The sequence below is a fragment of the Bacillus sp. CH30_1T genome, assembly GCF_008364765.1.
Classification (GTDB): domain Bacteria; phylum Bacillota; class Bacilli; order Bacillales; family Bacillaceae_B; genus Rossellomorea.
Window position 1 is genome coordinate 277,322 of the sequence record NZ_VTUY01000006.1, and the last position, 14,786, is coordinate 292,107.

12 protein-coding genes are annotated in these 14,786 nt (G+C 43.1%); 9 read left to right on the forward strand and 3 right to left on the reverse strand.

What is annotated here, in order from left to right; genetic code table 11:
• Positions 1 to 694: 694 nt before the first annotated feature.
• Together F0342_RS14510 and F0342_RS14515 are read right to left on the reverse strand one after the other, a co-directional pair.
• The gene (locus F0342_RS14510; protein WP_149156694.1) at positions 695 to 1,189 is read right to left on the reverse strand and encodes a L,D-transpeptidase family protein; all 495 of its coding nucleotides are present in this window, start codon (positions 1,187 to 1,189) and stop codon (positions 695 to 697) included.
• Positions 1,190 to 1,315: 126 nt separating this feature from the next.
• Positions 1,316 to 1,954 carry a spore coat protein gene (locus tag F0342_RS14515; protein ID WP_149156607.1) on the reverse strand — a complete coding sequence of 213 codons (639 nt, stop codon included), beginning with the start codon at positions 1,952 to 1,954 and terminating at the stop codon, positions 1,316 to 1,318.
• Between the two features lie 131 nt (positions 1,955 to 2,085).
• Between F0342_RS14515 and F0342_RS14520 the strand changes: the two genes are divergently transcribed.
• A complete protein-coding gene (locus F0342_RS14520) occupies positions 2,086 to 2,715 on the forward strand; it encodes a LysE family transporter (protein ID WP_149156608.1) in 630 nt (209 codons plus the stop codon).
• 64 nt (positions 2,716 to 2,779) lie between these two features.
• The gene (locus F0342_RS14525; RefSeq protein ID WP_149156609.1) at positions 2,780 to 3,526 is read left to right on the forward strand and encodes a YqcI/YcgG family protein; all 747 of its coding nucleotides are present in this window, start codon (positions 2,780 to 2,782) and stop codon (positions 3,524 to 3,526) included.
• 5 nt (positions 3,527 to 3,531) lie between these two features.
• Here the strand turns inward: F0342_RS14525 and F0342_RS14530 are convergent, their stop codons facing one another.
• Positions 3,532 to 4,839 carry an amino acid permease gene (locus tag F0342_RS14530; protein ID WP_149156610.1) on the reverse strand — a complete coding sequence of 436 codons (1,308 nt, stop codon included), beginning with the start codon at positions 4,837 to 4,839 and terminating at the stop codon, positions 3,532 to 3,534.
• 126 nt (positions 4,840 to 4,965) lie between these two features.
• Between F0342_RS14530 and F0342_RS14535 the strand changes: the two genes are divergently transcribed.
• From F0342_RS14535 to F0342_RS14565, 7 genes are all read left to right on the forward strand, one after another.
• On the forward strand, positions 4,966 to 5,910 hold the full coding sequence (locus F0342_RS14535) for an arginine deiminase family protein (RefSeq protein WP_149156611.1): 945 nt from the start codon (positions 4,966 to 4,968) through the stop codon (positions 5,908 to 5,910).
• Positions 5,911 to 6,330: 420 nt separating this feature from the next.
• Positions 6,331 to 7,680, forward strand: coding sequence for an aspartate aminotransferase family protein (locus tag F0342_RS14540; protein ID WP_395940689.1), 1,350 nt, complete (start codon positions 6,331 to 6,333; stop codon positions 7,678 to 7,680).
• Between the two features lie 4 nt (positions 7,681 to 7,684).
• Positions 7,685 to 9,223 (forward strand): pyridoxal phosphate-dependent decarboxylase family protein, encoded by a 1,539-nt coding sequence (locus F0342_RS14545; protein WP_262481751.1) that lies wholly within the window; start codon positions 7,685 to 7,687, stop codon positions 9,221 to 9,223.
• Positions 9,210 to 11,003 (forward strand): IucA/IucC family protein, encoded by a 1,794-nt coding sequence (locus F0342_RS14550; RefSeq protein WP_149156613.1) that lies wholly within the window; start codon positions 9,210 to 9,212, stop codon positions 11,001 to 11,003. Before F0342_RS14545 ends, F0342_RS14550 begins: the two co-directional genes overlap by 14 nt.
• A gap of 22 nt (positions 11,004 to 11,025) precedes the next feature.
• Positions 11,026 to 11,580, forward strand: a complete 555-nt coding sequence (locus tag F0342_RS14555) for a GNAT family N-acetyltransferase (RefSeq protein ID WP_149156696.1) — start codon at positions 11,026 to 11,028, stop codon at positions 11,578 to 11,580.
• Positions 11,552 to 12,901 carry a lysine N(6)-hydroxylase/L-ornithine N(5)-oxygenase family protein gene (locus F0342_RS14560; protein WP_149156614.1) on the forward strand — a complete coding sequence of 450 codons (1,350 nt, stop codon included), beginning with the start codon at positions 11,552 to 11,554 and terminating at the stop codon, positions 12,899 to 12,901. Before F0342_RS14555 ends, F0342_RS14560 begins: the two co-directional genes overlap by 29 nt.
• A gap of 38 nt (positions 12,902 to 12,939) precedes the next feature.
• Positions 12,940 to 14,760 (forward strand): IucA/IucC family protein, encoded by a 1,821-nt coding sequence (locus F0342_RS14565; protein WP_149156615.1) that lies wholly within the window; start codon positions 12,940 to 12,942, stop codon positions 14,758 to 14,760.
• Positions 14,761 to 14,786: the final 26 nt, after the last annotated feature.

Genomic DNA, 14,786 nt, shown 5'->3' on the forward strand with positions numbered 1-14,786 from the left:
ATAAAAAACAAAAAAAGTGAATTTTTCTTTTGAATGAGTGCTTGTGTGAAAACATAGACCGTTCCTTTTCGCTCCAGGCACAAGATTCCCCGGGGAGGAAGTCAAGCCTCCTCGGGCTTTGCCCTGTGGGGTCTTGACATTTCCTCTATTTCCCGCAGGAGTCAAGTGCCTTCCGCTACAATCCACTCTGTGCTACTACATTCTTACTGCTTATAAGTTTAGATAGACAATCAAAAAATCTCCTATTCTAGGTATGTGGAGAACTTCTCCCCAAAACAAAGTATCTACAAAGGAATAAAATTAGATATTATATTAACTCCTAAATCGATTGATCATTTTAACAATCTTTCAAATGAATCAAACAATGCTCCCACTGTAAAAAACTTCTTGTAAAGAGACCGATAGTCCGTTTTCTCCAAGATAGTTTTTGTTACATTTAAGCTCTGTCACGAAATTTTTTTATAGATGGTGAGGGGAACTGCGTAGACTCCTGCGGATTTTGATCGTGCCGAGACCTCGTTCGGCTAAGCTGAGGAGGCTCGGCCGAACGCTAGCTGCAAGTGAAGCAGTTTCCCTCACCATCCAGCACATACTAATTTGACAGAGCCCAAGCAGATATTATGTTATAGAACAACAATCTTTGCAAAAAAAGCCTAATAAAAAAGTGTATAGGCACTCCTATACACTTTTTCAGCTATGGACTGATTAAAACAGGTGTACCGATTGGAACGAGTCCCGCTAACTCCTCAACGTCTTTGTTATACATTCGTATACATCCCTTGGACACGGCATTTCCAATCGAACTTGGGTCATTGGTTCCATGAATCCCATAACTTTCTTTCGATAAACTCATCCACATCGTTCCAAAAGGTCCGCCGGGATTTGGTGCTTTGTTAATGATGATGAATTCCCCAATGGGAGTTTCAAAGAGTACTCTCCCCACTGCAATGGGGTACTGCTTGATTTGATCCCCATCCTTGAACAAACGCAGCCACCGGTTGTTAACAGAAACCTGAATACGGTAAGGATTATTGGTTGTATCCGGAATCCCTGGTATTGTAATCGTTTGACCTGGATAGATCACATTCGGATCAATACCGGGATTGGCATTAAGTATGGCAGATAACGGGGTTCTGTAATCTCTTGAAATTTGACTCAGTGTTTCTCCCATCTTGACTGTGTGAATCAGCTCAAACACCTCCCAATTTCACTCTCCCTCTATCCTATGTGCTTGAGAGAAAGTCGTTCAAGAAGATGAGTAAGTGAAAAAGCCTGCGCCTCTTAAATGAAAGAGGAGACAGGCATCCATCCAACGTTATTGAGGCATGTTTTGTTGTGGAACGGTTGTATAACTTTGGAGCATAAGGGTCATATCCTGGTCGTTCAATTGAGGAACCTGATAATAGCCGTGTTTATTTTGATAGAGGAAAATCTCATAGCTCATTTCAATGAAATTCGGGACGCTGTCAGCTACGACACGGCGTAATACAGGGTTTGTCATCTCAAGGGCTGTCATGGCAAGAAGCATGGCCAATGATTTAGTTTGTCCCAGCATATAAGCGGATAAGCCTTTATCGGAAAGGTCGTTGACCGATTGATTCGGTTTTTTAGGTGCTCCGGGCTTGATGCCGTATGTGGTGGTATTGGTTTGAGTCATTTTGTATTGCTGGGTCGGAACGATAGGGTCATGCCCTGTCGAAAAGCTGCCGACGATCGTATTATACATAGTTGTGACGAATGTTGACTGGCGCTTAAGTATACTTTTAAGTTCAGGATCCTGAATATGCTGATCATACATTTGATACTGATCGAGCATGCTGATGATCCCTGCTATGATCTCATGGGCATCAAAGAGCTCATGGCCCCCATGGTTTTTACTTTGAGTGTTCATCATATTCGGTGGCATCTGAGTTCCAGGTGATGTCATATTCGATTGTTGTCCTTGATTTTGCATCTGTGTTTTCCTCCTTGAAAATAGCATCGATAATTAGAATATCCTTATTAAGCACAATTATGTATTTCGGTTTAATACTTGGCAGCCTGTCCGAATACACTAGGAAGAAGTTAATTTGAAGGTGGTAGAAGATGAGTATTTTCATAAGCTATATCATTTTGGGATTATCGCTTTCTGCACCTATGGGACCGATAAATGCCGCTCAATTGGACAAGGGGATTCGCTTCGGCTTTTTCCATGCCTGGCTTGTGGGGGTAGGGGGGATGGTAGCGGACGGGATCTTTATGCTTCTTATTTATTTCGGAGTTTCTCAATATATTGATACACCGGTCATTAAATTGTTCTTGTGGGCATTCGGGTTCATTGTATTGACGTATACAGGGATTGAAAGCATCCTGAAATCGGGATCCATTACAAAGCCCTCTCATCAAACTCTGAATGAAACGAAAGGAAAAGCTTTTCGCACAGGATTCTTTATGGCCATTTCCAATCCATTAAGCATTCTGTTTTGGCTTGGTATCTATGGGTCTATATTAGCTCATACTTCCGGCTCCTATGAAGCTGGACAGCTCTTCCTGTATAGCATGGGGATCTTTCTTGGTATCACCCTTTGGGATCTTACGATGGCCGGTGTGGCTACTGGTGCAAAGAAACTGGTCAGTCCCATGATCTTGCGGGTCATCTCCATTATTTCCGGTCTCATTTTGATGGGGTTTGGAGTCTCCTTCGGTGTCCAGGCCTGTCGATTAATATTCGGCTAGACAGACACCCACTAAGTTCCTTCCTAATAGGATAAATGTGTACTATTTAGGAGGGAACGGCTATATGTTATGGTCTAAAAGTTTGATCGATCAACAAGGGGAGGAACTCACCCCATGGCAACAAGCAGCCTACGCCGATTTTTCGTCTGTCATGTGCGACGTGGAACACCCTTACCCATGTGTACCTGGAAAACAAGGCTTTCAGACAGATACATTACGCTTTGGATTTGCAGAAGATCCAAGAAAACAAGCAGCTTCTGAAAAACTTGCCTGCTTACTCAAACAATATGGTGAAATCTCAAGGGATACAGGGAAATATGCATCTCTTGTTGTCTTTTTTAATTCAGAGGAGATAGTGGCTGATAATCAATCGATTGATTCTTATCAGGATATATTCTGGGGTTTATTGAATAGGATTCATGAATTGGATGAATCTCCTTGGCCGGAAGATATCGCGAAGGATCCCCATCATCATACCTGGGAGTTTTGTTTTGACGGGGAGCCTTACTTTGCTTTCTGTTCAACACCTGCCCATACCATGCGGAAAAGCCGTTATTTTCCTTATTTCCTTGTAGCCTTCCAGCCCAGGTGGGTGTTCGATGAAATCAACTCTTCCACTGCATTTGGCCAGAAATTAAAGAAAGTGATACGGAAGCGGCTCATTGAGTATGATGAGGCAGACCCCCATCCCAGCCTTAAATGGTATGGTCAGGAAGACAACTATGAGTGGAAACAGTATTATCTTAGTGATGATGATTCTTCTCCATCGAAATGCCCGTTTTTAAATATGCAAACGAAAATCAAGAGTTAAAGCGTTTAGGCTTCAGCTCTTTCTTTTATAATTGTTGCAATCGCAATCAGCACAAGGAAGCCGATGCTTACAAAATATCCAATGCGACTTACATGATCAAGAAGCGTGCCGCTGATCGCCAATAAAATGAGGATGAGTGCAAAAGTTGTTTGGAAACGGTCCCACCAACCGGTGCTCATCAGCTTGTGATAGGAAGCAAGGATACAGATCCATGTGTAAAGAAGCATGAGTCCCGCTGCTGTAGTGATATACTCGAATAATTTATCCGGCAGTAGCATGGCGATCATAATCGAAGCAGCGACAACAAAGGTGGTGAGTCCGAATGCAGGGAGGGGCACCTTCCATTTCCCTTTCTTGGCAAAAACTTTAGGGGCATCCCCTTCTTCTGCCAATGTCACTAGCATCGTCGTGACTGCATATAAGGAAGCGACCATGGTGGAGAACCCCGCAATAATCAGAATAGCGTTGAATACATGGGGGATCCAGGGAAGGTCATATTGTTTAAGTGCCGTCAGAAATGGACTTTCATCCGGATTGATCCTGCCTGCAGGTACGAGCTTTAATACTAGATAAAAGGATAAGAGGTAAAGGATGGTCAAGATAAGAAGCATGATATTCCCTGACTTTGGTGCATCCTTCGGGTCTTTAAGCTCCTGAGCCATCAGTCCCATTACTTCAATTCCCCCGAATCCATAAAAGGCAAAAAGAAGTGCGAGCCATAACCCCTTTCCATCTTGTGGCAGTATCTCTGTTAATGGAGATTGAAGCGTGTGGGCAGTAATACCAGTTCCTAACCATCCGAACATGGCGGCAGTAGCGATGATGACAAACATCACGATGGCCGCCACTTTCATGATTCCAAATAGATTCTCCATCTGTTCCACTTTCTGCACGCCCATCAAAATGACAAGTAATCCAATACCCGCAAATCCGGCAGTGAACATCCACAGGGGCACGGCAGGAAACCAGAATTGAGCAAAAAGAGCAAGAGCGGTTAGCTGACTCCCCATAATGAGCATTTCTGCCGACCAATAGACCCATCCGATACTGAACCCTGCCCATGTTCCGTAAGCCTGCTTTGCATAAGTACGGAAGGACCCCTTTTCAGGATGGTGGGCCGTTAATTTTGCAAGGGCTTGAAACACCATCCATGTTCCAATTCCGGCCACTATATAAGCAATCATAACAGAGGAACCCGCCCTTTGAATGGGGATCGCTGATCCTAGAAAGTAGCCTGTTCCAATGATACAGCCCACCCCGATTAAAGAAAGCTGCCACCATGTAAGATTTGTTTGATTCGTACATTTACTCATCAGTTTTCCACCTGCCCTTTACCCCTCATAGTTTGACGTAGAGGTTAATGATTTATGTGAAAAGAGCAGAATGATTTACCTGAGAAAGGAGAGAGTAAATGTTACTGATACTAAGGAGGCTGGCTCATGGTAAAGATTCATCCGAATTGCTGGAGTGAACATGGAGAATTAAAGACGGTGATGGTATGCTCGCCTTCTTCACTGGATATACCTGATCAAAGAACGGCTGATTACGTTGGTTGGGAAAAACCTGTTAAACAGGAAATAGCGAAAGAAAACCATGAAGGTATGATGAAAGTAATGGAAGACGCAGGAATAACGGTCATTGATTACTCCCGGTTCTTAAAAGGAGAAAATGCTGAACTTAATCATCAGCTCATCAATAGGGTATTTGTAAGGGACCTGGCATGTGTATATGGAAATACTGTCATCCCGGGTGATACAGGGATTACAATGAGGGCACCTGAATACGTACATAGTCATAAGCTGTTTCAAACTTGGTTTGACGAAAAGACGTTTTCAATCGAGGAGAATAACCGATTGAAGGCATTGGAAAATGGGGATGTATTCGTTCTGAATAAAGATGCTGTCTTTATTAATACAGGAATGCGGACAAGCATTGAAAGTATTGAAGAGATTCAACAGGAGATCTTTCGGGCCGGTTTCTCGGAGATCGGGATCATCGACTTACCGCGAACCCGGGAAACCATGCATTTGGATATGAACTGCAATGTAGCCGGATCCGACCTTCTCATAGCCAAGAGCTATATGAGGCTCTTTCCAGTACAAATCATCACTGAAAATGGTGGCAGGTACGTGATGATGGAAGAATTCATCCGACGTCAGGGCTTCGACGTTCTATGGACGGATGATGTAAAACACACAGTTGCGGATATCAATTTTCTGAACTTGGATCCGGAGACCCTGTTAGTCAGCACCAAAGCCAATAAGAAGATATTGAAAGGGCATACGAAATTACGAGGGAAGAAATTGATAGAAGTCGATGTGAATGAACTTGAGAAAGGTGGAGGCGGGATAAGGTGTATGACGCTTCCTTTAGAAAGGAAATGAATCATTAAGAGCTGATTGGAACAAGTAGACTGGAGATTACTTCTCCGGTTTTTTTATTGTTCATTTAGCAAAGTTTGCTGTTTTCTAAAGGTAGATTTAATTGAAAATAACACCCGATCATTCTCATTTAAAATAAATTCACACTACTATTATCCCTGTTAAGGTGATGGGATAATAGACCTGCATTTCACATTACGTAAAAATGTAAATACATAAATCTGTTAATGATTTCACTTAAAACCTTTGTATGAAAGGAATACGATGACACTTGATAGAAAAGTGCCTTTCCCGTACGAAATGACTAGAAGCAGATGAAATTAATTGAGAATAGTTATCAACTACTATTGACATTGATAATCATTATCAATTAAGATGACGTTGGAAGCAAAAGCAAATCAATCACGAAAGGAAGGTTTGATTATGAACGTACAAAGTGCTATTTCAAATAGAGAATTACTGGAACAACAAGGGAGACGCGAGTCGAATGCGAGATCCTATCCGAGAAGAATTCCACTGGCAATCAGTGAAGCAGAGGGAATCTATGTAACGGACATGGAAGGGAATAAATACTTGGATTGCTTAGCGGGAGCGGGAACATTAGCGCTGGGGCACAATCATCCGACGGTCATTGAGGCCATGGAACAAGTGATCCGTGATAAACGGCCATTACATACGTTAGATATTACGACGCCTGTGAAAGAGGAATTTGTGAATGAATTATTCTCCTCGTTGCCAGAAGCATTTCGTGATCGTGCGAAAATCCAATTTTGTGGACCGACAGGCGGCGATGCGATTGAAGCTGCGTTGAAATTAGTGAAGACGGCAACCGGAAGACAAAGTATCCTTACGTTTCAAGGGGGATACCACGGTGCTACTCACGGGACGATGTCCATCAGCGGAAATCTGGGTCCAAAAAAGAACGTACAAGGACTGATGCCAGATACTCACTTCTTACCTTATCCTTATACATACCGCTGCCCATTTGGGATAGGAGGAGAAGAGAGTCATCGCATCAGCAGTCAATACATCGAGAATCTCCTGGATGATCCCGAGAGTGGAATATTACCACCGGCTGCCATGATTTTTGAAACGGTCCAAGGTGAAGGTGGCTCCATACCGGCACCGATCGAATGGATCCGGGAAATGAGAAGAATCACTGAAGAACGGGGAATTCCACTCATCATCGACGAAGTACAGACGGGAATCGGACGCACTGGAGAACTATTTTCCTTTGAACATGCAGGAATCGTACCAGATGTGTTTGTTCTTTCAAAAGCAATTGGAGGAAGTCTTCCTCTATCTGTCGTGATATATGATCGTGACCTGGATGCCTGGGAACCGGGGGCACATATCGGTACCTTCAGAGGAAATCAAATGGCCATGGCAGCAGGGACAGCAACATTGAAATTCATTAAGGAGAATCACTTGGTTGCCCATGCGGGGGAAATGGGAGAAAGACTTCTTCAATCTCTGCAAGAGCTTCAACAAGAATTTCCTGAGATAGGTGATGTAAGAGGTAGAGGACTGATGGTAGGAGTGGAAATCATTGATCCCACTAAACCTCATTCAGGGAGCGGTAGTCAGCCGGCAAATCCTGACGTCGCGAGCGGAATTCAGCGTGAATGCTTCAAACGGGGATTGATCCTGGAGGTAGGGGGAAGACATGGGGCAGTTGTCCGTTTCCTTCCGCCATTGATCATTACAAGAGAGCAAGTCGATGAAGTGGTATCGATATTCAGAGAAGCTTTAATCGCCTCTCTTACGGAGTAAAATGATGAAAATGAAAACAATCGAAAGAGAAACCAACCAGAATATGGACTCCTTCTTTCTACATCAAGGGGAAGAGGGAATCCATGCATTTAATGAACTGATAGATGGAGTAAGAAGAAAACTGCAAAAGCTATATGAAGGTACCGGGACTCCTTATATCGGGAAAATGCCCGGAGCAATAAAAGAAGAAATCAAACCGATCATGACGTTTACTTCTGAAGGGGAATCCTTTGAAGACGTCCTTGATGAAATCGATGAACCGATTTTAAAAAATAGTCTTCATATTTCCCACCAGAAGAGTATGGCCCATTTACATTGTCCTCCTCTACTTCCTGGAGTGGCGGCGGAACTGATCATCGCAACCCTTAATCAATCAATGGATTCCTGGGATCAGAGTACGGCTGCCACCTATGTGGAAGCGGAAATGGTGAAATGGTTGACAGAAAAAATAAAGCTCCCGGCGTCATCCGGCGGAGTCTTTACAAGTGGTGGAACCCAATCCAATTATATGGGGCTCCTGTTGGCACGCGATGCATTCTGTCATTCGAAATGGAATCATAACGTCCAACGGGATGGTTTACCCGAAGGCTTTAACCGATTAAGGATTCTTTGTTCAGAAGAGGCCCATTTCACTGTGAAGAAAGCGGCTTCCCAACTGGGGTTGGGAGAACAAGCGGTTGTGACGGTTAAGACCGATGAAAATCATCGGATGAGCGTCCGGGAAGTGAATGAAACACTTGAGAAGCTTGATCAGGAGAACTTATTACCCTTTGCCCTTGTTGCTACGTGCGGGACCACCGATTTTGGAAGTATCGACCCAATGGGGGAACTGGCAGAAATCGCCCGTGGGCAGGGGTTATGGTTTCATATCGATGCAGCATACGGCGGTGGGCTGATGCTTAGTCATTCTCATGCGGACAAACTGAAAGGACTGGAGGCTGCTGATTCCATTACGGTGGATTTCCATAAGTTGTTCTATCAGCCCATTAGTTGCGGAGCGTTTCTAGTAAAAGATGAGGTCAATTTCCGTTACCTTTCTTATCATGCTGATTACTTGAATCCCGTCAAAGACGATGAAGAGGGCATCTTGAACCTGGTGAATAAGTCGGTTCAAACAACGAGAAGATTCGATGCGTTAAAACTGTATCTGTCATTAAAGACAGTAGGGACCGGCCTTTTTGGAGACATGATTGATGAAACGTTAAAGCTCGCCAAGTACACAGCTTCTTATATGAAAGAATTACAAGACATTGTGATTCAAAACCCTGAGCCGGAAATCAACACAGTCATCTTTCGCTATCAGCCAAAAAGGATGGAAGGAAAGGATCTGAATCTCAACCATATGAACCGAACGATCCAACAAACCCTGCTTTATAAGGGGAAAGGGGTTATTGCGAAAACAGTGATAAAGGGTGAAACCTTCTTGAAATTGACGTTATTAAATCCAAGAACAAAGCCGGAAGATATTCATTCCCTTCTACACGAGATTGAAGAAATCGGCACCGAATTAGTAAATGGAGGGGTTATACATGAGAAACTCTAAGGAAATTGCTGAACATGCAACGATGCAAAGCTTTCTAAATTGCTATTTAAGAGAAACAGGGAACTACACTGAAGAGAGCGGCTACGACAATGATCCGTCATTTGGGCAGTTTGAGAAAGTCATCGTCTCTCATTTGGTTCTGCAGCAGATTGAATTGATTATACCAGTGAAATATTGGTCTCTTACGGATCGTCATCTATTCGGCTTCCCACTTTATTATCGAGTGGGGAAAAGCGAATTGAAACCACTCGACTACGTTACCCTTACAACACTTGTGGTGAAAGAGTTCTTACTGGATAAACGTCACCACGGGTCAGAAGATGAACTTCTATTAAGAGTGATCCTAAGCTGCAGAAGTATTAAAAGCTATGTTGAAAGTCGGGTACAGGACAACGAGGCACTTACGGATGAAGAATTTGACTACATCGATGCTGAGCAATCTCTTCTATTCGGACATATGCTTCATCCAACCCCGAAAAGTAAACAAGGCCTGACGGAACAAGAAGACCATTTGTATTCTCCTGAATATAAAGGGGAATTTCAGCTTCATTACTTTAGTGCAGAGAAATCGTTGGTAGAACAGGATTCAAGTGTCGACAAATCTGCAGCTTCCATCATTTTTGAAGAGTTAAAGGAAGATTCTGATGTAGATCAGAAATGGTTACAGAAGCTGATGGAAGAAGGTGAACGCGTCTTGCTTCCTGTACACCCCCTTCAAGTGAAGACATTATTGGAAAAGGTGAACGTACAAGACCTGATGGAAGAAGAAAGACTGGAATACATCGGTCCGTTAGGGAAGCGCTTCACGGCTACGTCATCGTTTAGAACGGTTTATAGCAAAGAATCCCGTTATATGTATAAATTCTCCGTCCCTGTCAAAATCACAAACTCTCTTCGCATCAACCAAAAGAAGGAGTTGGCAAGGGGAGTAGAAGTTTCCAGATTACTAGAAACAGAGGTGGGAAATAGCCTTAACCGAGAGTTCCCACAATTTAAGGTCATCCAGGATCCTGCTTATTTAAACTTGGACCTGAAAGAAGAAGTTTCCGGGTTTGAGCTGGTCATCAGGGAAAATCCTTTCTATGAAAACAGTCGCGGGTCCAGCTTGATCGCAGCTTTATGCCAGGATCATGCTTATGGAGGAAAAGCCAGAATACATTCCATCATTAAAGGGATAGCGCAAAGAGAGAATAGAAGTCTGAAAGAAGTGAGCGTGGATTGGTTCGATCGATACTTATCCCTGACGCTGGATCCGATGATCTGGTTGTTCCACACCTACGGGATCGCCCTGGAAGCCCATCAGCAGAATTCGGTGATCCACCTAAGGAACGGGTATCCTGAAACCTTCTATTACAGAGATAATCAGGGATACTACTATAGTGAATCCAAAGTAGAAAAACTAAAAAATTCCCTTCCAGAATTAAATCAAGAAAGCGACACCATTTGTGCCGATGAGGTGGCAGAGGAACGATTGCGCTATTACTTCTTCTTTAACCATTTATTCGGGCTGATCAATGGTTTCGGAGCAAGTGGTCTTATCGAAGAAGAAAGACTTATGAATCTTGTAAAGGAACGTCTGGAGTACCATGAACAGCAGTGGGGGGAAGATTCCAATCTACTGAGCAGTTTATTATATCAACCTGTCCTTCCGTGTAAAGCGAATCTACTGACCCGATTCTATGACATGGATGAACTGGTTGGTCCAATGGAATCTCAATCGGTCTACACGATGGTGAAAAACCCCCTTGCCAAAGAGGTGGAAATCCATCATGTCCTATGATCATGAAGTGTTTGATCAAGAAATCCAAAAAAAGATCCAATTCAAGAAAATAGATTTTGACAAAGATGTAAAACGTATTCACAAATGGATGATGGAGGAGCATGTCCATCCATTCTGGAATTTAAATTTACCATTTGAAAGATTTCAAGACCATTTGAAAAAAGCTTTGTCTGATTCACATCAAACCCTGTACGCAGGGTATCTTGACGGCGTGGCAATGAGTTACTGGGAGGCCTATTGGGTAAAAGGCGACGTGGTGGAGGAAACGTATGCTCCTGCTCCTTTCGATCAGGGTGTGCATCTGTTAATTGGAGAGAGGGAGTATCTTGGTAAAGGACTTTCCCTGCCATTATTACGAGCGATGGTTTCGTATCAGTTTCAAGTAAAGATGACTACTAAAGTCGTAGCGGAGCCGGATATTCGTAATGACAAAATGATCCATGTTTTTGAAAAGTGCGGTTTTAAACCGGTTAAACCGATCACTCTCCCAGACAAAACCGGACTGCTAATGTTTTGTGAGAGAAGCGAATTTGAAAAGAGGTGGCTGAATGAAGGACTTCACGAACACATCAAATGAATTATATGACGTCATCGGAATAGGATTGGGTCCGTTTAATCTAGGGTTAGCCGCCTTATTGGACTCTGTACCCGAAGTGAAAAGTGTATTTCTGGAGAAAAAGAAAACCTTCAATTGGCATCCGGGAATGTTGATTGACGGAACGACCTTACAAGTGCCGTTCTTTGCTGATTTAGTCAGTATGGCAGATGTACGAAGTGATTACAGTTTTCTCCGCTACCTGGAGGCTCATAACCGCTTATATCACTTTTATTTCCTGGAAAAATTTCACATCCCAAGAAAAGAATATAACCATTATTGCCAATGGGTGAGTGAGCAGTTGGATACTTGCCGATTTGGAATGGATGTTCAAGGGGTTGTTCCAGTCCAATTGGGAAGTGGGGACAGTGTATATGAAGTCACCGTATGGAATGATGCCCTTCAACAAACAGAGACTATGTTTACGAAACATCTCGTACTTGGAATTGGTTCTGTTCCTTCCGTACCTGAAGCATTTCAGGAAATGCTGGGGAAAACCGTATTTCATAGTGCCGATTATTTATCCAATAAGGAGATATGTGCAAATGCTGAATCCGTTGCCGTGATTGGATCCGGCCAAAGTGCAGCCGAAGTGTTTCTCGATGTAGCCAAAGAGCAGGAGAATCAAGGATTTTCACTGCAATGGTATACACGTTCAAAGGGATTCTTCCCGATGGAATATTCAAAACTGGGCCTTGAGTATTTTTCGCCCGATTATACCCGGTTCTTTTATCAGCTTCCACAGGAAAAGAAGGATTGGCTCCTAAAGGAACAAGATCTTCTTTATAAAGGCATCAGTTCAGAGACGATAGCCGATATATATGATTATTTATATGATCGATCCGTTGGGAACGAGGAGCCGAACATCGCCTTGCAGGCCATGACAGAGATCGTCGGCATCGAAAAGACGGAAACGTGCTTTGAGCTGCTTGGCTATCATCGGATCATGGATGAACATTTCGTTGATAAGGCAGATATCATCATTCTTGGAACGGGCTACAAGCCTGCATTCCCGGGATTCCTTTCGAAAATGAAAGAATGGATTGCCTGGGATGAGTGTGATAGATACAAAGTCAAGGAAGATTATCGATTAGAAACCTTTGTAGAAGGTCCGAGTGAAATCTTTGTGCAGAACGGTGAAATGCATACTCACGGAGTCGGGGCACCTGATCTTGGACTCGGTGCACACCGTAATGCGATCATCATCAATACCATAACAGGAAGAGAAGTATATCCGGTTCAAAACAAAAATGTGTTTCAAACCTTTGGAACGAAAGCAGCGCACATTCCGGTTCCTCTCTGATACAAAGAAAATATAGACTAAGTGAAAGAAGGGATAATATGTTATTCAGTGAAGAAATTCAACGTGTTTTTAAGAGTGATAGCTGGAAGAAAGTAAACAAGAAATTGATAGGTAAAATGCTGTCTGAGTATATGTATGAAGATATGATCCGACCAGAAATCCTCTCAGAAGAAGGAGAGGATATTGAATATTCCCTGCAGGTCACAGATTCCAAGCACTATCACTATATCGCACAAAAACGATTGTTTGATAGTTTCGATGTGAAATGGATGACGGTATATATCGTTGAAAATGGAGGAAGAAAGGAAGCTGATAGTGCAATAGAGCTATTGGTCGATCTCCAGGAGGTAATCGGGATGTCATCTGAGACGGCAGGGCATTTAATCAAGGAAATGAACAGTACGTTAATAGCGGATGCCCATCTTCTTGAAAAAGAAACCAAAACATCGGACGAACTGATTCTTGAAGACTACGCTACCCTCGAAGGTTATATGACAGGGCACCCATGGATTACATATAACAAAGGGAGAATCGGGTTCGGATATGATGATTACCTTGCCTTTGCTCCTGAACATCAGAAAGAGGTCAAGCTTTCCTGGATTGCTGTTCAAAACGACCTTGCATCTTTTCAATCGGTGGAAGGATTGGATTATCAAACGTTGATCGCTGGTGAACTGAGTGAGGAAGATCGAATCCGTTTTGATGAGATCGTCAAACAAAATGGAAGCGAACCATCGGAATACTATTTCTTGCCGGTGCACGAGTGGCAATGGAAAAACACACTGATTCAGAATTTCCCCGAGGAACTGGCCATGGGCCGAATCATTCCTTTAGGAGAAGGAGAAGACCGCTACCTTCCTCAGCAGTCGATCCGCACATTTGTGAATCGAACGAACAAAGATAAGCATCATGTGAAGCTTCCGATGAGTATATTGAACACCCTTGTATATCGGGGATTGCCATCTGAACGAACCGTGATTGCTCCTAAGGTGACAGAGTTCATTAAAGGAATGGCTGAAAAGGATCCATTTTTAAAAGATGAATGCCGGGTCATCCTGCCAGGGGAAAATGCCAGTATGAATGTAAATCACCGCTATTATACACAATTAAAGCAGGCTCCTTACCAATACTTGGAAATGCTTGGAACCATATGGAGAGAAAGCATCTATACGTATTTAGAAGACGGCGAACAAGCGATTACACTGGCTGCCTTATTGTATGAAGATCATAACAATAAACCGTATGTTGTCAGTTTAATTGAACAATCAGGTCTGGACTCAGAAGAATGGATGAAGCAATTTTTCAAAGTCGTAATGGATCCTCTCCTTCATTACCTCTACCAATACGGAACGGTATTCTCTCCTCATGGACAAAATACGATTGTCGTGTTGAAGGAGGCAAAGCCTCACCGTTTAGCGATTAAAGATTTCGTTGATGATGTCAATATTTCAGATCAGGATTTTCCGGAGCTGCAAGGGCTATCAGCTGAATTTAAAGCGGTCCTCCGAACAGAGCCGCCTGAAGGGCTTACACAGTTCATCTTCACAGGTCTCTTTATTTGTCACTTGAGATACTTGAGCAACCTGTTAAAGAACAATGAAGTGATGGAAGAAGAAACATTCTGGGGTCTCCTTGCTGACTCAATAATCAACTATCAGGAACGATTCCCGCAATTACAAGAACGTTTCAAGCTATTTGACTTCTTTAAACCTGAGCTTACGAAATTATGCCTGAACCGGAACCGTATGGTGGACTACGGATACTCTGATGACGATGACCGCCCACATGCTTCCGAATTCGGGAAAGTAACAAACGCTTTGGCTGCATTTAAAATAAACCCGACTGTTGGGTCAATCTGATCCTCTAATCAATAGCGATAATTTTT

Bases quoted from the DNA above. Each gene is read 5' to 3' on its own strand.
- F0342_RS14515 (WP_149156607.1), bottom strand. From the start codon at position 1,954: ATGCAAAATCAAGGACAACAATCGAATATGACATCACCTGGAACTCAG.
- F0342_RS14520 (WP_149156608.1), top strand. From the start codon at position 2,086: ATGAGTATTTTCATAAGCTATATCATTTTGGGATTATCGCTTTCTGCA.
- F0342_RS14525 (WP_149156609.1), top strand. From the start codon at position 2,780: ATGTTATGGTCTAAAAGTTTGATCGATCAACAAGGGGAGGAACTCACC.
- F0342_RS14530 (WP_149156610.1), bottom strand. From the start codon at position 4,839: ATGAGTAAATGTACGAATCAAACAAATCTTACATGGTGGCAGCTTTCT.
- F0342_RS14535 (WP_149156611.1), top strand. From the start codon at position 4,966: ATGGTAAAGATTCATCCGAATTGCTGGAGTGAACATGGAGAATTAAAG.
- F0342_RS14540 (WP_395940689.1), top strand. From the start codon at position 6,331: ATGAACGTACAAAGTGCTATTTCAAATAGAGAATTACTGGAACAACAA.
- F0342_RS14545 (WP_262481751.1), top strand. From the start codon at position 7,685: ATGAAAATGAAAACAATCGAAAGAGAAACCAACCAGAATATGGACTCC.
- F0342_RS14550 (WP_149156613.1), top strand. From the start codon at position 9,210: ATGAGAAACTCTAAGGAAATTGCTGAACATGCAACGATGCAAAGCTTT.
- F0342_RS14560 (WP_149156614.1), top strand. From the start codon at position 11,552: ATGAAGGACTTCACGAACACATCAAATGAATTATATGACGTCATCGGA.
- F0342_RS14565 (WP_149156615.1), top strand. From the start codon at position 12,940: ATGTTATTCAGTGAAGAAATTCAACGTGTTTTTAAGAGTGATAGCTGG.